The sequence below is a fragment of the Methylobacterium sp. P5_C11 genome, from assembly GCF_054049775.1.
In genome coordinates this window covers 1-16,466 of record NZ_JBFULS010000085.1, presented here as the reverse complement: position 1 = coordinate 16,466, position 16,466 = coordinate 1, and the positions used below count along the sequence as shown (strand labels likewise).

Annotated in this window: 13 protein-coding genes; 4 read left to right on the top strand and 9 right to left on the bottom strand. The window is 72.0% G+C overall.

The window, feature by feature from the left end:
- Together ACXJKQ_RS26490 and ACXJKQ_RS26485 are read left to right on the top strand one after the other, a co-directional pair.
- Positions 1 to 1,348: glycosyltransferase (locus ACXJKQ_RS26490; RefSeq protein ID WP_457108658.1), on the top strand; the 1,348-nt coding region annotated here is incomplete at its 5' end.
- Entirely contained in the window at positions 1,345 to 2,064 is a 720-nt protein-coding gene (locus tag ACXJKQ_RS26485; RefSeq protein WP_457108657.1) for a CatB-related O-acetyltransferase, read from the top strand. The genes ACXJKQ_RS26490 and ACXJKQ_RS26485, both read left to right, overlap by 4 nt.
- Before the next feature lie 33 nt (positions 2,065 to 2,097).
- Here the strand turns inward: ACXJKQ_RS26485 and ACXJKQ_RS26480 are convergent, their stop codons facing one another.
- The 7 genes from ACXJKQ_RS26480 to uvrA all read right to left on the bottom strand — a co-directional run bounded on the left by ACXJKQ_RS26480 (position 2,098) and on the right by uvrA (position 11,701).
- Positions 2,098 to 3,300 carry a hydantoinase/carbamoylase family amidase gene (locus ACXJKQ_RS26480; RefSeq protein ID WP_457108656.1) on the bottom strand — a complete coding sequence of 401 codons (1,203 nt, stop codon included), beginning with the start codon at positions 3,298 to 3,300 and terminating at the stop codon, positions 2,098 to 2,100.
- 50 nt (positions 3,301 to 3,350) lie between these two features.
- Complete coding sequence (gene trmFO / locus ACXJKQ_RS26475; RefSeq protein WP_457108655.1) at positions 3,351 to 4,793, bottom strand: methylenetetrahydrofolate--tRNA-(uracil(54)-C(5))-methyltransferase (FADH(2)-oxidizing) TrmFO; 1,443 nt, start codon at positions 4,791 to 4,793, stop codon at positions 3,351 to 3,353.
- Positions 4,794 to 4,869: 76 nt separating this feature from the next.
- On the bottom strand, positions 4,870 to 5,016 hold the full coding sequence (locus ACXJKQ_RS26470) for a DUF1127 domain-containing protein (RefSeq protein WP_457108654.1): 147 nt from the start codon (positions 5,014 to 5,016) through the stop codon (positions 4,870 to 4,872).
- Positions 5,017 to 5,299: 283 nt separating this feature from the next.
- On the bottom strand, positions 5,300 to 5,569 hold the full coding sequence (locus ACXJKQ_RS26465; protein ID WP_457108653.1) for a GCG_CRPN prefix-to-repeats domain-containing protein: 270 nt from the start codon (positions 5,567 to 5,569) through the stop codon (positions 5,300 to 5,302).
- Positions 5,570 to 5,750: 181 nt separating this feature from the next.
- Entirely contained in the window at positions 5,751 to 6,725 is a 975-nt protein-coding gene (locus ACXJKQ_RS26460; protein WP_457108652.1) for a S1C family serine protease, read from the bottom strand.
- Between the two features lie 256 nt (positions 6,726 to 6,981).
- Complete coding sequence (locus ACXJKQ_RS26455) at positions 6,982 to 7,962, bottom strand: transporter (protein WP_457108651.1); 981 nt, start codon at positions 7,960 to 7,962, stop codon at positions 6,982 to 6,984.
- Positions 7,963 to 8,560: 598 nt separating this feature from the next.
- A complete protein-coding gene (uvrA, locus tag ACXJKQ_RS26450; RefSeq protein WP_457108650.1) occupies positions 8,561 to 11,701 on the bottom strand; it encodes an excinuclease ABC subunit UvrA in 3,141 nt (1,046 codons plus the stop codon).
- Positions 11,702 to 12,090: 389 nt separating this feature from the next.
- Between uvrA and ACXJKQ_RS26445 the strand changes: the two genes are divergently transcribed.
- On the top strand, positions 12,091 to 13,263 hold the full coding sequence (locus tag ACXJKQ_RS26445) for an MFS transporter (RefSeq protein ID WP_457108649.1): 1,173 nt from the start codon (positions 12,091 to 12,093) through the stop codon (positions 13,261 to 13,263).
- Between the two features lie 3 nt (positions 13,264 to 13,266).
- Here the strand turns inward: ACXJKQ_RS26445 and ACXJKQ_RS26440 are convergent, their stop codons facing one another.
- Together ACXJKQ_RS26440 and ACXJKQ_RS26435 are read right to left on the bottom strand one after the other, a co-directional pair.
- Positions 13,267 to 13,689 carry a cupin domain-containing protein gene (locus tag ACXJKQ_RS26440; RefSeq protein WP_457108648.1) on the bottom strand — a complete coding sequence of 141 codons (423 nt, stop codon included), beginning with the start codon at positions 13,687 to 13,689 and terminating at the stop codon, positions 13,267 to 13,269.
- A 10-nt stretch (positions 13,690 to 13,699) separates the two neighbouring features.
- Complete coding sequence (locus ACXJKQ_RS26435; protein ID WP_457108647.1) at positions 13,700 to 14,719, bottom strand: zinc-binding alcohol dehydrogenase family protein; 1,020 nt, start codon at positions 14,717 to 14,719, stop codon at positions 13,700 to 13,702.
- Positions 14,720 to 15,285: 566 nt separating this feature from the next.
- Between ACXJKQ_RS26435 and ACXJKQ_RS26430 the strand changes: the two genes are divergently transcribed.
- A partial coding sequence (locus ACXJKQ_RS26430; protein WP_457108646.1) for a nitrate- and nitrite sensing domain-containing protein occupies positions 15,286 to 16,466 on the top strand: 1,181 nt, incomplete at its 3' end.

The window sequence follows — 16,466 nt, the reverse complement described above, 5'->3', positions numbered from 1 at the left end:
GTACGTCCAGGGCCAGGCGGCGCTGCTCGCCAAGCACCCGGACTACCCGGCCCGGGTCGGCCAGTTCGTCCAGGCCGATCCCGGCCGGCGCGGGCGCGGGCGGCTCGACCGGGCGCGGCTGGCCCGGCACTTCTCGGGGCGGGCGCTCCTGTACGTGACCCATTCCTGGGGCGGGGGCATCCAGCGGCACATCGACGACATGATCGCCCAGGCCCGGGCCGAGGGCCTGAGCGTCGTGCTGCTGCAGATCGACCGGACCCGCAACCTGGAGGTCCACGTCTCCTACCGCAGCCCCGAGTTCCTGTACCTGCCCAACCTCGACAGCCTGTACCTGCCGCGCGACGCGGACGAACTCGCCGGGTTCGTCGCGCAGCTGGCGCCGGTGCTGATCCACGTGCACTCCCTGGCGGGGTTGCGCTGGGCGGCGGCGCGGGCGCTGATGGACCTGGTGGCGGGGTCGGGCCGGCCCTACGCCTGGACGCTGCACGACTACTCGCCGGTCTGCCACCGCAACCATCTCGTCCAGCCCGACGGGCGCTATTGCGGCCTGGCGCCGGTCTCCGAGTGCCGGGCGTGTCTCGCGTCGGATGCGGACGGGTTCGAGGAGCCCGATCCGGGGGAACGGCGGGCGGCGTTCGGGGCGTTCCTCTCCGGCGCGGCGCGGGTGTTCGCGCCGTCCGCCGACACGGCGGCCCGGATCCGGGCGGTGTACCCGGATCTCGCGGTCACGGTGCGGCCGCATCCGGAGCCGGAGCGGGCGGTGCGCGCGACCGCGCTGCAGCGGCCCGGCCGCGTCCGCCGCGTCGCGGTGCTGGGAGCGATCAGCGCCACGAAGGGCGGCCTGTTTCTGCAGGCCCTGGCCACCGACGCGCAGGATCGGGATCTGCCGCTGAAATTCTCGATCGTGGGCTACTCCGACCCGGCGCTTGCCATCGGCCTCGAGGGCGTCGGCGTCACCCAGACCGGGCGGTATCACGGCGACCACGAGGCGCTGGACCTCGTCTGGCGGCTCTCGGCCGACATGGTGCTGCTGCCGGCGATCTGGCCGGAGACCTACTCGTACGCCCTGACCCTGGCGCTGCGCACCGGCCTGCCGGTGGCGGCCTTCGATCTCGGCGCCCCGGGCGAGCGGCTGCGGGCCTACGCCAACGGCCACCGGATGCCCTGCGCGCTGGCCACCGACCCGGCCGCCTTCAACGACCGGCTGCTCGCCCTCGACATCTCGGCCGGGGGCCGGCTCGCCGGACCCATCCGGGCTGCCGAATACGGGAACCTGATGCGCGACTATTACGGCCTGAACCCGGTGCCGGCCGGGACCGAAAGCCCCAGCGACGAGGACGCCGCATGATCTCCGTCAACGAGGACATGAAGCAGGCCATGCTTCAGCGCGGCATCTCGGTGCTGCACCCGGCGCCCTTCGGCCTGCCGGAGGATTGCACCTTCGAGCCACCCTGCAGCATCAAGTGGATGGGCGTCGATTACTGCCTCACCATGGGGGCGTTCTCGTACGCGGTGAGCGGCTACTATTTCGGCGCCGACATCGCCCGCTACTGCTCGATCGGCGAGAGCGTGCAGGTCGGCCGCGGCAGCCACCCGGTCCAGTGCGGCTCGACCTCGCCCCTGTTCTACACGCACCATTCGGCCGTGTTCGACCGCCTCGACCCGCGGGCGGAGGATTACGAGATCTGCGGCCCGTATCTCTGGCCCAAGCGCGTGCGCATCGGCAACGACGTCTATATCGGCCACGGCGCCTTCCTGATGCCCGACATCACGATCGGCGACGGGGCGGTCATCGGCGCCATGGCGGTGGTGACCAAGGACGTGCCGCCCTACGCGATCGTGGCCGGCAGCCCGGCACGGATCGTGAAAATGCGCTTTCCCGACACGCTGATCGAGCGCTATCTGAAGGTACAGTGGTGGCGCTACGCCTTTTGGGACCTGCGCCAGTGCTCGATCACCGATCCGGAACGCTTCCTCGACGCCGTCGAGGAGCGGATCGCCGGCGGCATGCAGGAATACAGGCCGGAGCTGATCCCGATCCAGTCGCTGATACCCGGCGCCTGAGACCCGGGGCGCGCCGCGGCCACCGACGCCGGCTCACCCCGCCAGCACCCGCGCCGCGGCATCCCCGAGCGCCCGCACCCCGAGGGCCAGGTCGGCGTCGGAGGTGTCCTCCGCCCAGTGGTGGCTGATGCCGCCGATCGAGGGCACGAACAGCATCGCGGCCGGCAGGATCCGGGCGACGTTCTGGGCGTCGTGGCCGGCGCCCGAGGGCATCACCTGCCAGTGGCCGGGGCAGAGGCTCTCGGCGGCCTCCGAGAGGGCGCGCATCAGGGTCGGGTCGCAGGGGGCGGGGACCGCCTTCGCCAGGGCCGTCAGCGTGGCGGTGCAGCGCTCGCGCCGGTTCGATTCCCGCACCAGGGCCTCCAGGCAGGCCTCCATCCGCTCCAGCACCGGGATCGCCACGTCGCGGAACTGGAAGAACACCTCGGCGCGGCCCGGGATGATGCTGAAGCCGCCGGGATCCAGGGTGATCCGCCCCGTGGTCCAGGTGCTGCGCGGGCCGCAGACCGTCGGAAACGCCCGGTCGATCGCCGCGAGCAGCCGCACGGCCGAGAGGCCCGCGTCGCGCCGCTCAGCCATGGTGGTGCCGCCGGCATGGTCTTGGTTGCCCTCGAACACGATCCGGAACTGCCAGATCGCCACGATGCCGCTCACCACGCCGAGGTGCAGGCCGGCGGATTCGAGCTGCGTGCCCTGCTCGATATGCATCTCCAGGAAGCCGCGGTAGCGGTCCGGATCGAGCCGCATGCGGGGCAGGCCGGCGAGGCCGGCGGTCGCGAGCGCCGCGCGCAGGGGCGTGCCGTCGGTGCGGTTGCGGGCTTCGTCGATCTCGGCCTCGGTCAGGTCGCCGATCGCCGAGCGGCTGCCCAGGAAGCCGCCGGAGAAATGCCCCTCCTCGTCCGCGAAGGCGACGACGTCGACGGGCAGCCCGGCCCGGGCCAGCGCCACCCCGGCCACGACGCCGAGCGCCCCGTCGAGCCAGCCCGCCTCGTTCTGGGTCTCGATATGGCTGCCGACCAGCAGGTGCGGGCCGGGGCCGCGGTGACGCCCCAGGACGTTGCCGACGCCGTCGATGGAGGCCTCCAGCCCGCATTCCTCGAGCCGGGCCATCAGCCAGCGGCGGGATTCCATGTCCGCGGCCGAGAAGGTCGGACGGTGGACGCCGGTTCGGAACCGGCCGATCTCGCGCAGGGCGTACAGGTCGGCCAGGAAGGCTTGGGTGTCGATCGCGGTCATGATGAGCCCGGATGGTGGAGGCGTGGACCCTGCAAGCCCCGTGCGGCGGCCTATTCCGCCGCCGCGGGTCTCCAGGCGCCGCCCTGCGCGCCCGCCATCCAGGCCGCGAGGTCGGCCCGCGCCCGGTCGGTCAGCGCGCGCTTCTTCAGGGCGGCCTTTTCCGGCCCGCGGAGGCGGCGGCCGGTCTCGTTGCGGGGCGCCTGCGCGAGGGGCGGGAACAGGCCGAAATTGACGTTCATCGGCTGGAACGAGCGCGGGGCGTTGGCCTCCCCGTCCGCCGCCGAAGGGTCGCTGGTGATATGGCCGCCGGTGATGTGGGCGATGAGCGCCCCGAGCGCCGTGCTCTGGGGCAAAGGGGCGAGGGGGCGACCGGCCGCCTCCGCGACGGCGAAGCGGCCGGCCATCAGCCCGACCGCGGCGCTCTCGACATAGCCCTCGCAGCCGGTGATCTGGCCTGCGAAGCGTAAGGCGGGACGGGCCTTCAGCCGAAGGGTGGCGTCCAGCAGACGCGGACTGTCGAGATAGGTGTTGCGATGCAGGCCGCCGAGGCGGGCGAACTCGGCCCGCTCCAGGCCGGGGATCGTGCGGAAGATCCGGACCTGCTCGGCATAGGTCAGCTTCGTCTGGAAGCCGACCATGTTGTAAAGGGTGCCCAGCGCGTTGTCCTGGCGCAGCTGGACGATCGCGCAGGCCTTGACCAGCGGGTCGCGCGGGTTGGTGAGGCCCACGGGCTTCATCGGGCCGTGCCGCAGGGTCTCGGGGCCGCGCTCGGCCATCACCTCGATGGGCAGGCAGCCGTCGAAGTACGGCGTGCCCTCCCACTGCTTGAACCCGATTTTTTCGCCCTGCACGAGGGCCGCGACGAAGGTGTCGTACTGCTCACGGGTCATCGGGCAGTTGAGGTAATCGGCCCCGGTCCCGCCCGGCCCGGGCTTGTCGTAGCGGGACTGGAACCACGCCACGTCCATGTCGATCGAGTCGCGGTGGACGATCGGCGCGATGGCGTCGAAGAAGGCGAGGGATTCGGCGCCGGTGAGCGCCCGGATCCCCTCGGCGAGGGCGGGCGCAGTGAGCGGGCCGGTGGCGACGATGCAGGCCCCCCAGTCCTCCGGCGGCAGCCCCTCGACCTCCCCGCGGACGAGGGTGACGTTGGGGTGCTGCTCCAGGGTCCGGGTCACCGCCGCGGAGAAGCCCTCCCGGTCGACCGCCAGCGCCCCGCCGGCCGGCACCTGATTGGCGTCGGCCGACCGCATGATCAGCGAGCTCAAGCTGCGCATCTCCTGGTGCAGCAGCCCGACGGCGTTGCCCTCCGGGTCGTCCGACCGGAAGGAGTTCGAGCAGACGAGTTCGGCGAGCCCGTCCGTCTGATGGGCCTCGGTGCCGCGCACCGGGCGCATCTCGTGGATGACCGCGCGATGCCCCGCTTCGGCCACCTGCCAGGCGGCCTCGGATCCGGCGAGGCCGCCGCCGACGATATGGATGGTCTGTGTCATGCCCGAAAATAGCGAAGGACCGCCGTCCGGATCAACGGGCCGACGGTCCTTCGCGATGTCGTCACGCGCGCCGGTATCAGAGGCGGGCGACGCCGCGGATCTCGCTGCGGTTGATGCCGAGATCGGCAAGGTCGCGGTCTGACAGGCGGGACAACTGGGAAACGGTGTCGCGGTACCGGAGATAGGCGCGGACGCGGCTCAGGACGCTACGGGCGGCGGACATGGTGTGCTGTGACCTCTGCTCGGGCAGACGATGGCGCTCCAATGCGCATCGCTGCCTCTTGTTGGTGCAACGCACATATAAGCCCGCCGCAGCGCAACAGGAGGCGCAAGGTCAAGCATCAGACCTGCGGAAATTGCATAACCGGCTTAGGAAACCGGCAAGGTTTCCGGATGGTCATTCTTTGTGCGCATGCGGCCCATCCGCAACACCGTGTGCGGACGCGCAGGGCGCCCCGCCAGTCGGCGGAACGCCGTGCCTCGTCGGGATCGCCGGGATCCGCGTCTCAGTAGAAGGGGCGGGGGCCGTAGAAGCCGTAGGGCCGATAGACCGGCCGCGGCCGGTAATAGCCACCGTAGCCCCCGTAATAGACCGGCCGTCTCCAGTACCCGTAGGGCCGGGGACCCCAGTTCGGCCGGCAGATGCCCCAGGGATTGGGATGGAAGCCGGGGCCGCAGCCCCCGGCCGCCTCGGCGGAACCGGCGAGCCCGAGGCCGCCGGCGATCGCGGCGGCCATCACGAGCGCCTTCGCGCGCGGTGCGCTCAGAATCGTCATGATTGCATCTCCTCAACGCTTCCGGCGGATCGAGCGCCGGCCATCGGAGATTCGGTCCCGCAACCTGAACCGTCGCTGAGCCGTAGGTTGTGACCGGTGCAGGCCCGGGGCGGCATCGCCGCGTTCCGGGCGCGGGTTGCGTCCCCGTGCAGGCCGGCGACGGCCCGGTCGGGCTCCCCCTTCAGTGCAGCGACGGCGTGCGCAGGAATCGCTCCCGATCCCCGGAGACGAGGGCGAGCTTCACGCCGCGCCCCTCGCGGCGGACCGTCAGGGGCACCCGCACCCCGGCCTCCCCCAGCGCCCAGACGCTGCGGAACAGGGCGGCGAGATCGGCCACGGGCTCGCCGGCCACCGCCTCGATCACGTCGCCGGCCTGGAGCCCGCCGGTCTCGGCCGGCCCGTTATCGGCCAAGCCCATCACGACGATGCCCTCCTCGCTCTCGGTGGCGTAGAGGCCGAGCCACGGACGCGGCGGCCGATCGGCCCGCCCGCGGGTGGCGAGGTCGTCGAGGATCGGCGTCAGCAGGTCGATAGGCACCACCATGTTGATCGGCCGCGCCCCGACGGCTCCGCCCTGCTGCAGCTGCAGCGAGCCGACGCCGAGGAGTTCCCCCTGGGAACCGATCAGCGCGGTGCCGCCCCAGTGCGGATGCGCGGGGGCGGTGAACAGCGCCTCGTCGAGGACGTATTCCCAGTAGCCGGCGAATTCCTGCCGGGCCACGACCTCGACGGCGACGCAGCGCTGGCGCCCGCCCGCCCCCGCCAGCACTGCCCGGTCGCCGGTCTTCAGCCCGGCCGAGCGGCCGATCGGGAGGGCCGGCACGCCGAGGCTGCCCAGCGCCTGGACCAGGCCGAAGCCGGTGGCGGCATCGAAGCCGAGGACGTGGCCGGGCACCGAGCGTCCGTCCCGGGTGGTGAGCCAGACGCTCTCGGCCTCGGTGACGAGGTAGCCGATCGTGAGCACCAGCCCGTCCTCGCGGATCACCACGCCGTTGCCGGCGCGTTCGGTGCCGAGGGTCTCGGCCGTGAAGGCGCTCTCCGGCACCCGCGCCGACAAGGCCAGCACGGCGGAGAGCGCCCGGTCGAGGTCGTAGCCGTAATCGGCAGGCCTGGGCTGGGCCTGCGCGGGGATCTTCCACTCGCCCTGCGTCGCCATGACAATCCTTCGGCTCGTCCGCCTGCGCTCCGGCCGGCACCGGAGCCGCACCATCGGCACACCATAGGATGTCCGCGCTGTCCGCGTCACCCGCGGCCCGTTGCGGCGGATGGCTCGGCCGGCGCGGGGCGGGCCGCGCACGCAAAAAAAACCGCCCGGCGGAGGCCGGGCGGTGCGCCGTCCCGGAGGACGGCCTGTCGGAGATCCGGGCGCCCCGGCCGCGCGGCGGCGGGGAGCCCGGTGTCTCGGGAGGGTCTCAGTACTTGCGGACCAGCGGCGCCGGGATCGGCGAGGCGGCCGGAGCCGGCGAGTACAGCGGAACGATGAACCGGATCCAGCCGTCCGTGGAGTAGTCGCTGCGGGTGCGGCCGAACGCGTTGGCGTACTGCGCACCGGTCACGACGTCGCGGGCGACGTAGGCCTGGACGGTGAAGATCTTGAAGTCGTAGCCGATGAGGCCACCGATGGCGAACCGGCCGCGGTTGCCGGCCGCCGCGCTGGCCTGGCTGATGTCGAAGTTGTAGGTGCCGTAGGCGATCGGACCGATCTCGAAGTTGCCGAACTTCTTCGTCGCCGTGAGGTCGAAGTTCAGCGAGTCCGACAGGCGGATCGGGCCGATGGCGGCGCCGACCTGACCGGGGAAGCGGCCGGGCGAGTCGTAGATGTTGGCGGTCAGGTTGGCGGTCAGGTTCCAGCCGTCACCCGTGTAGCTGCCGGCGACGCCGAAGCGGTAGGTGTTGGAGGAGAGCTGCGGCAGCACCGGGGTGGCCGTCGTGCCGTTGGCGGTGATGATCGAGCCGCGGTCGCCGTTCAGGTCGTTCAGGTAGGCGCCGCCGAGCAAGCTGACGCCGAAGTTGCTGCCGAGGTCGAAGGCCCAGATGCCGCCGACGAAGGTGCCGACGTTGATCGAGATGTCCTTGTTGCGCACGCCCGCCGGGTTGCGAGTGAAGGCAAACACGGTCGGGGGCGCCACGAGCAGCTCGACGCGGCCGCCGAACGGCACGAACGGAGTCGACCAGACCAGGACCGGGATGTTGACGGCCGTGTCGGGATCGTTCCGGCCGTCGGTGCGGCGGTAGGTGAACGTGTTGATCGCGTAGAGGCCTTCCGGCAGCGGCGCACCGACCGCGAGGCCGACCTGCTCGCCCGGAACCGTCGTGGTCTGCGCCTGCGCGATCGTCGAGGTCATGCCGACCGTGAGCGCGACCGTGCCGGCCGCGAGCCAGTTCTTCATCATTTTCTCATTCCTTCCCAAGGTCACACGGCTTCCGTCCCGCATTCGGCACTTCCCTGCCGGTCTGCTCGCCTATCGCGGCTGCCGGCTTTGGACCTACCGAGCGCCCCCACGGAGCCTGCCCGTCTCAACGTCTGCGACTATTCTACAGAGACCTGCGGAAAGACAGTGGAATGCTCGCCGAAACGCCACAACCGGCTGAACCGTTGCGCAAAAGCCGCATTTTTGCGGCGATGCAACACTGTCCCCAGGCATCGGCCAAACGGGGTGCCCGGCAAAATATCGTTGAATGGTCAAGCTGTTGTCGCGCCGGATCATGGGAGAATCCGGCAAGCTCCCGGGGTTGATCGGGCAGGTCCGCGGTCCGGACGTGCGGGCCGGGATCCGGCTCCGGACCAGCCCGCAACCGGTACGGTCCGGGGCCGCGCGGCTCGAATCACCGCCCGCGCCGGCGCGTTCCGGACGGCACCCGGCAGAAACTGCCGCCTCGGTGCCGGTGGATTCGCGCCGCCTCTGTCCGGGCGACCGGATTCGCGCGGGGTCCAGCCGGCCGGTTCCGGGACCCGGCGCGTGAAGCCGGCCGCCGATCCGGGCCGGGTCGCTACTCGGCGGCGCGGCTCCGGCGCGGCGGCGCGGCAGGCCGCCGCTCCAGCACCTCGCGCAGGAACCGGCCGGTATGGCTGGCCTTGGAGCGGGCGATCTCCTCCGGCGTGCCCTGCGCCACCACCCGGCCGCCGCCGTCGCCGCCCTCGGGACCCATGTCGATCACCCAGTCGGCGGTCTTGATCACCTCGAGATTGTGCTCGATCACCACCACGGTGTTGCCCTGGTCGACCAGTTCGTGGAGCACCTCCATGAGCTTGGCGACGTCGTGGAAGTGCAGGCCGGTGGTCGGCTCGTCGAGGATGTAGAGGGTGCGCCCGGTGGCGCGCTTCGACAGCTCCTTGGAGAGCTTCACCCGCTGCGCCTCGCCCCCCGACAGGGTCGTGGCCTGCTGGCCGACATGGACGTAGTGCAGGCCGACCCGCTTGAGGGTCTCGAGCTTGTCGCGGATCGCCGGCACCGCCTTGAACAGCTCGGCCGCCTCCTCGACGGTGGAGTCGAGCACGTCGGCGATGGACTTGCCCCGGTACTTCACCTCCAGGGTCTCGCGGTCGTAGCGCTTGCCCTTGCAGACGTCGCAGGTGACGTAGACGTCCGGCAGGAAGTGCATCTCGATCTTGATGACGCCGTCGCCCGAGCAGGCCTCGCAGCGCCCGCCCTTGACGTTGAACGAGAAGCGCCCCGGCTGGTAGCCGCGGGCCTTGGCCTCCGGCAGGCCGGCGAACCAGTCGCGGATCGGCGTGAAGGCGCCGATATAGGTTGCGGGGTTCGAGCGCGGCGTGCGCCCGATCGGCGACTGGTCGATGTCGATGACCTTGTCGAGATGCTCGAGCCCCTCCAGCCGTCCGTAGGGAGCCGGGTGCTCCAGGGCGCCGTTCAGCTTCTTGGCGATGGCCTTGTAGAGGGTGTCGATCACCAGGGTGGACTTGCCGCCCCCCGAGACGCCGGTGATGCACGTGAACGTGCCCAGCGGGATCTCGACTTCGACGTCCTTGAGGTTGTTGCCCCGTGCGCCGAATAGCCCGAGCGTGCCCTTCCGGGCCTTCCGACGGGCGGTCGGCGTGCGGACTGCCATCGCGCCCGTGAGGTACTTGGCCGTGAGGGAGGCGGGATTGGCCAGAACCTCGGCGGGGGTGCCCTGCGCGATGATCTCGCCGCCGTGGATGCCGGCCCCCGGGCCGACATCGACCACGTAGTCGGCCTGCAGGATCGCGTCCTCGTCGTGCTCGACCACGATCACCGAGTTGCCGAGGTCGCGCAGGCGCTTGAGCGTGCCGAGCAGCCGCTCGTTGTCGCGCTGGTGCAGGCCGATCGACGGCTCGTCGAGGACGTAGAGCACGCCGGTCAGCCCCGAGCCGATCTGCGAGGCCAGCCGGATGCGCTGGCTCTCGCCCCCCGAGAGCGAGCCCGAGCCGCGGGAGAGCGTCAGGTATTCGAGGCCGACATCCACGAGGAAGCTCAGCCGGTCGCGGATCTCCTTGAGGATCCGGACCGCGATGGCGTTCTGCTTGGCCGTGAGCCTCTCGGGCAGCTCCGAGAACCAGCGGTGCGCCTCGCTCACCGACAGGGCGGTCACGTCGGCGATGTCGGCCATGGCGACCTTCACGGCCAGCGCCTCGGGCTTCAGCCGCTTGCCGCCGCAGGCGGCGCAGGGCGTCTCGCTCATGAAACGCCCGATCTCCTCCCGCACCGCGTCGGAATCGCTCTCCTTGTAGCGGCGCTCCAGGTTCGGGATCACGCCCTCGAAGGGCTTGTTGACCGTGTACTTGCGCAACCCGTCGTCGTAGGCGAAGCGGACCGCCTGCTTGCCCGAGCCGTACAGCACGATGGCGCGGGCCGTCTCCGGCAGGCTCTGCCAGGGGACGGCGGTCTTGAAGCCGAACTGCTCGGCCAGCGCGTCGAGCGTCTGGCCGTAATAGGGCGAGGTCGATTTCGCCCAGGGTCCGACCGCGCCCCGCTTCAGGCTGAGGGCCGGATCCGAGATCACCAGCTCGGGGTCGATCCGCATCTCGTGGCCGATGCCGCTGCAGGTCGGGCAGGCGCCGAACGGATTGTTGAACGAGAACAGCCGCGGCTCGATCTCCGCGATGGTGAAGCCCGAGACCGGGCAGGCGAAGCGCGACGAGAAGGTGATGGTCCGGGGCGCCTCCCCCTCGGGGGCGTCGGCGAAGACGATCTCGCTGATGCCGTCGGCGAGTTCCAGCGCGGTCTCGAAGGAATCGGCGAGCCGCGCGGCGATGTCGGCCCGGACCACGATCCGGTCGACCACCACGTCGATGTCGTGCTTGAACTTCTTGTCGATCTTGGGCACGTCGTCGATGGCGTAGTACTCGCCGTTGACGCGCAGCCGCTGAAAACCTTTCTTTTGGTATTCGGCGATTTCCTTGCGGTACTCACCCTTGCGGCCGCGGACCACGGGCGCCAGCAGGTAGAGCCGGGTCTTCTCCGGCAGTTCCAGCACGCGGTCGACCATCTGCTGGACGGTCTGGCTCTCGATCGGCAGGCCGGTGGCCGGCGAGTAGGGGATGCCGACCCGCGCCCAGAGCAGGCGCATGTAGTCGTAGATCTCGGTGACCGTCCCCACGGTGGAGCGGGGGTTCTTCGASGTGGTYTTCTGYTCGATSGAGATSGCCGGCGACAGSCCGTCGATCTGGTCGACGTCSGGCTTSKRCATCATCTCCAGGAACTGGCGGGCATAGGCCGAGAGGGACTCGACGTAGCGGCGCTGCCCCTCGGCGTAGATCGTATCGAAGGCGAGCGACGACTTGCCCGAGCCCGAGAGCCCGGTGAACACCACGAGCTTGTCCCGGGGGATGGTCAGGTCGACGTTCTTGAGGTTGTGCTCCCGGGCGCCGCGGATGGTGATGACCCGCCGGTCCTCGGCCGGGGTCGGGGCGGCGTCGAACAGGGCCTCCAGCTTGGCGTCGCGGGCGGCCTCCTCCGGCCGGGCCGCTTGTCCGGCCTTCGCGCGGTGCGGCTTGGGCTGGGCCGGCTTGGGCTGTGCCGGCTTGGCGGCTTCGTCCTTCGGAGCCGTCGCCTTCGGAGCCGTCTTGGCGGCGGATTTCGGCGTGGCGATGGGACTGGCTTGGGCGGCGCCGGCGCGGCTTGCGGCACGACTTCCAGCTTGGGCTTTGGCCATGAGGGCGGCGGTCTTTCGAGGCGTCGACGCAGTCGGATCGGAGTCCGGATCGGATTCGCGCGCGGGCCAGCCGCCGCTCCGACACATGTCGAGCCCGAGGGGGCCGACGGCAAGGTGGGGCCGGCGGGACGCAGGCCCGTCATGCACCGCCCTTGCTAGAACGAAACGCGTACGACGACAACCACCCGTGGATCGGCTTCCGTGCCGGCGCGCGCGGCGAGGCGATCCCGGGGCGCCACACGGATCGCGCACGGATCGCGCAAAGATCGCGGTTGCGCCGCCCTCGGTGGCTGCGCTGCGCGCGACGACGGACCGGTGTTGCACCGCGGGCGTCCAGGCCCCACGTCGCCGAGGCCCGCCCTCAGACCCCTTCCCGCCGACCGGTGCCGATGCCAGCGCTCGACCTGACCGACCCGGCCGCCCTCCGCGCAGCCGAGGACCGGGCCGCAGCCCAGCGGCGGCTGTCCACGCGGCTCCTGTTCCTGATCGTCGGCATCGCCAACGCCACCTGGGCGCCGCTGGTGCCGCTGGTGAAGGCGCGCGCCGGCCTCGACGCGGCGGGGCTCGGGCTGCTGCTCCTCACCTTCGGCATCGGCTCGCTCCTGGCGATGCCGGGCGCCGGGGCGGCGGCGGAGCGGCTCGGCTACCGGCCCGTCCTGCTCGCCGGGACGGGGGCGATCGGCCTCGCCCTGCCGGTTCTGGCTGTGGGCGCGGGGCTCGTGCCGCTCACCCTGGCGCTGCTGCTGTTCGGGGCCGGGATGGGGGCGGTGGACTGCGTCATGAACCTGCAGGCGGTGGTCGTGGAGCGCGCCGGCGGGCGGCCGATGATGTCGGGTTTCCACGGCCTCTACAGCCTCGGCTGCATCCTCGGGGCGCTGCTCGCCAGCGGCCTGCTGGCCAGCGGGATCGGCGCGGGCTGGAGCGTGCTGATCCTGGCCGGCGGGATCGCGGTCCTGTTCGCGGCGGCCTGGCCCGGCATCCTGGATGGGGAGCGGGGCGGGGGCGGCCCCGCCTTCGCGCTGCCCCGCGGCCCGGTACTGGTTCTGGGCCTGCTCTGCTTCGTCGTGTTCCTCACCGAGGGCTCGGCCCTCGACTGGAGCGCGGTGTTCCTGATCCAGCAGCGCGGGCTCGACCCGGCCTGGGCGGCCCTCGGCTACGCGGCCTTCTCGGTCACCATGACCGCCGGTCGGCTGACCGGTGACCGGGTCGTGGCCCGGCTCGGCCGGCGGCGCGTGGTGATCCTCGGCGGCCTGCTGGCGGCGGCCGGGCTGGCGCTCTCGGTCGTCGTTCCGGCCTGGGAGGCGGCGCTCGCCGGCTACGCCCTGGTCGGGGCGGGCTGCGCCAACATCGTCCCGGTCCTGTTCACGGCAGCGGGCCGCCAGACCGCGATCCCCGCGCGCGTCGCGGTGCCGGCGGTGACGACGCTGGGCTATGCCGGGGTGCTGGCGGGGCCGGCCCTGATCGGATTCGTGGCGCAGGCGCTCGGCCTGCCCGCGGCGTTCCTGCTCGTGGCGGCCCTGCTCCTCGGCGTGGCGGCGACCGGGCGGTCCCTGCGGGTGTGAGGCTCACGCCTCGGCGTTGCGCGCCAGGAAGGTCGCGGGGCTGCCGTCCTCCGGGTTCACGAAGACGATGTCGGTCGGCGCCCGCCGGGGCGTGTCGATCGACAGGAAGGTCACCGGCGCGCCGGACTCGATCTCCGGCATCGCGTGGACCGTGCCCTTCTCGAAGACCAGCAGCTGGCCGGGGCCGAACGGGGCCACCGAAGCGGGGTCGCCCATCCAGAACGTGCCCCGTCCCGACAGGCAGTACAGGTACTCGTCGCAGGTGGCGTGGTAGTGCGGCGGGGTCGGCCGGTAGACCCGGAACACCCGGGCGCTCGCCGCCGCCCGGTCGGTCAGGTAGGTGTCGACCAGGAGGGTCTGGGCGCTGTCGGGCAGGGCCGCCGCCAGCGCCGCCACGTCGAAGATGCCGGTCCCTGCCTCCGCCATCGCGTCCTCCTCAATCCGAAAACCCTGCGAGCACGATCTTGCCCTTGGCCCGCCCGCTCTCGATCAGGGCATGGGCACGCCGCAGGTTCGCGGCATCGATCCGCCCGTAATGCTCTCCCAGGGTGGTGCGCAGGCGGCCCGCGTCAACGAGGCGAGCGATCTCGTCGAGGAGCGCGCCCTGGGCGGCGATGTCGGCGGTGGCGAACATCGACCGGGTGAACATGAACTCCCAGTGCAGCGACAGGCTCTTGCGCTTGAGGAGCCCGACATCGAGGTGCTCCGGATCGTCGATCAGGGCGAGGCGGCCCTGGGGGGCGATGAGGTCGACGATCGCGGCGAGGTGCGCGTCGGTGTTGGTCGTGGAGAAGACCAGACCCGGCGCGCCGAGGCCCAGGGCCGCCACTTCGCCGGCGAGGGGCCGGGAATGGTCGACCACGTGGTGGGCGCCGAGGTCCCGGCACCAGTGCGCCGTCTCGGGCCGCGACGCGGTGGCGATCACGGTGAGGTCGGTGAGCGCCCGGGCGAGCTGGATCGCCACCGAGCCGACGCCCCCGGCACCGCCGACGATCAGGATCGCCGGGGCGGCGCCCGGGACCGGCTTGTCCGTGTCGAGACGGTCGAACAGGGCCTCCCAGGCGGTGATCGCGGTGAGCGGCAGGGCGGCGGCCTGCGCCCAGTCCAGCGATGTCGGCTTGTGGCCGACGATGCGGGCGTCGACGCAATGGTATGCGGCGTTCGTCCCCGGCCGGGTGAGGTCGCCCGCGTAGAACACGGCGTCGCCCTCGGAGAAGCCCTCGACCTCCGCGCCCGCGGCGACGACGGTGCCGGCCGCGTCCCAGCCCAGCACCTTGACGCCGCCGGTCTCCGGCTCGGCCCGGCGCCGAACCTTGGTGTCGACAGGGTTCACCGAGACCGCCTCGACCTTCACCAGCAGGTCGCGCGGGCCGGGCTCGGGCTGCGGCAGGTCGCAATCGACCAGGGCTTCGGGATCGGTGATCGGCAGGGACTTGCGGTATCCGACGGCGCGCATAGCGGCCTCCTCTGGCTTGCCGTCCGGGAGATGCCGCCCGTCTTCACGCGCCGCAAGTCCGCGCATCAGACGATCGTGCCGGGCAGGATACCGTCGGCGCCGTCGCCATGCCCCGCACCCGCCGCCATATCGGCGCCCGCAGCCCCGGCTGCGCCGCCGCGGCGGCCCTCCGGGACATCGACGGCACGGGACAGGCGTGGGTCTCGACCGCCTGGGGAGGGGACCCTGCGGTTCGACGCAGGCCGGCGGCGGCTGACCGGCGTGATCCAGAGCAGGCTCACCAGCCTGCTGCACGAAATGGAGGCGGACGGGCTGATCACGCGGAAAGTCTAGGCCCAAGTCCCTTCGAAGGTAAAATACAGCCTGACAGGGCGCGGGCGCTCTTGAGAGCCTTTTATCCGCGCCCTGAAAACCTGGTTGACTTGCTCTCCGAGACGGCAGAACCGGCACAGACTGCCCTCTGATCGAGCAGAGCGGCACCGCATCGGCTCGGAAGACTCTAACTCAATCTTTATATCTTGCCCGGATGGTGCATTGTTTCCGTCCGGACAGTTCCCGATCTTCCGATGCCCGTGCTTTCCTCGCTCCGCGCCCGCATCCTGGCGGTGGCGCTCGCTCCCTGCCTCGCCTTCGCGGGGGCGGCAGGCCTGGCCGCCTCCGATCAATGGGCGCGGCGCGCCGAGATGGACCGGGTCGAGAGCCTGGTCGGCCTCGCCTCGCGGATCAGTGCCTTCGTGCACGAGGCCCAGCGCGAGCGCGGCGCCTCCAGCCTGTTCCTGGGGGCGGCAGGCGCGCAGTTCGGGCCGGAACTCGCGGCCCAGCGCGGGCGCACCGACGCGGCCCTCGCCGGCCTGCCCGAGGCCATGGCGGCCGCCACGGGTTTCGGCCCCGCCTTCGCGGCGCGCGGGGCGGGCTTCACGCGGGCGCTCGCCGGGCTCGCGGCCCAGCGCCGGGCGGTGGACGCTCTCGGCTCGAGCGCGCCGCAGGCGGCGGGCTTCTACACCGGGCTGATCGGCGAGGGGCTTGGCCTCGTGCGGGCGATGGGCGGGGTGATCGACGAGGCCGGCCTCGCCGCCCGGGCGAGTGCCTACGCGGCCTTCCTGGCGCTCAAGGAGGCGGCCGGGCAGGAGCGCGCCGCCGCCTCGGCGGCCTTCGCCTCCGGCAGCCTGGACCTCGCCGGCGCCCGCCGGCTCGCCACGCTGGCGGCCGATCAGGCGACCTATGCGGGCCTGTTCCGGGCCGGGGCCGCGGCGGGGCAGGGGGCTCTGCTCGACGCCGCGGAGGCGACCGAGCCGGCCCGGGAGGTCGCGCGCCTGCGCACGGCCGCCCAGGAGACGATGCCGGGCACGGCGCTGGCCTTCCGCGACGCGCCCGGCTGGTTCCGTCTCGCCACCCAGCGGATCGATGCCCTGAAGGGCGTGGAGGACCGGCTCACCGCAGACCTCGTGGCCGCGGCCGGCGCCGTGCGCGCCCAGGCCGACCGGATGCTGACCATCTGGGTCGCCGGAGGGCTCGCCCTGTTCGCCCTGTCGGCCGGCCTCGCGGCCTGGATCGGCACGGCGATCGCCCGGCCCCTCGCCCGGATGGCGCAGGTGCTGACGGCGATCGGCCGGGACGGGGAGACAGCCGATCTCGCGGTCCCGTCCGGCGGCCCCCGCGAGGTGCAGGCGATCGCCGCCGCCGCGGTCGCCTTCCGCGACAGCGTCGCCGAGCGGCGGGCGGCCCGGGCCGCGCAGGACCGGCTCGC

Bases quoted from the DNA above. Each gene is read 5' to 3' on its own strand.
- ACXJKQ_RS26485 (WP_457108657.1), top strand. From the start codon at position 1,345: ATGATCTCCGTCAACGAGGACATGAAGCAGGCCATGCTTCAGCGCGGC.
- ACXJKQ_RS26480 (WP_457108656.1), bottom strand. From the start codon at position 3,300: ATGACCGCGATCGACACCCAAGCCTTCCTGGCCGACCTGTACGCCCTG.
- trmFO (WP_457108655.1), bottom strand. From the start codon at position 4,793: ATGACACAGACCATCCATATCGTCGGCGGCGGCCTCGCCGGATCCGAG.
- ACXJKQ_RS26470 (WP_457108654.1), bottom strand. From the start codon at position 5,016: ATGTCCGCCGCCCGTAGCGTCCTGAGCCGCGTCCGCGCCTATCTCCGG.
- ACXJKQ_RS26465 (WP_457108653.1), bottom strand. From the start codon at position 5,569: ATGACGATTCTGAGCGCACCGCGCGCGAAGGCGCTCGTGATGGCCGCC.
- ACXJKQ_RS26460 (WP_457108652.1), bottom strand. From the start codon at position 6,725: ATGGCGACGCAGGGCGAGTGGAAGATCCCCGCGCAGGCCCAGCCCAGG.
- ACXJKQ_RS26455 (WP_457108651.1), bottom strand. From the start codon at position 7,962: ATGATGAAGAACTGGCTCGCGGCCGGCACGGTCGCGCTCACGGTCGGC.
- ACXJKQ_RS26445 (WP_457108649.1), top strand. From the start codon at position 12,091: ATGCCAGCGCTCGACCTGACCGACCCGGCCGCCCTCCGCGCAGCCGAG.
- ACXJKQ_RS26440 (WP_457108648.1), bottom strand. From the start codon at position 13,689: ATGGCGGAGGCAGGGACCGGCATCTTCGACGTGGCGGCGCTGGCGGCG.
- ACXJKQ_RS26435 (WP_457108647.1), bottom strand. From the start codon at position 14,719: ATGCGCGCCGTCGGATACCGCAAGTCCCTGCCGATCACCGATCCCGAA.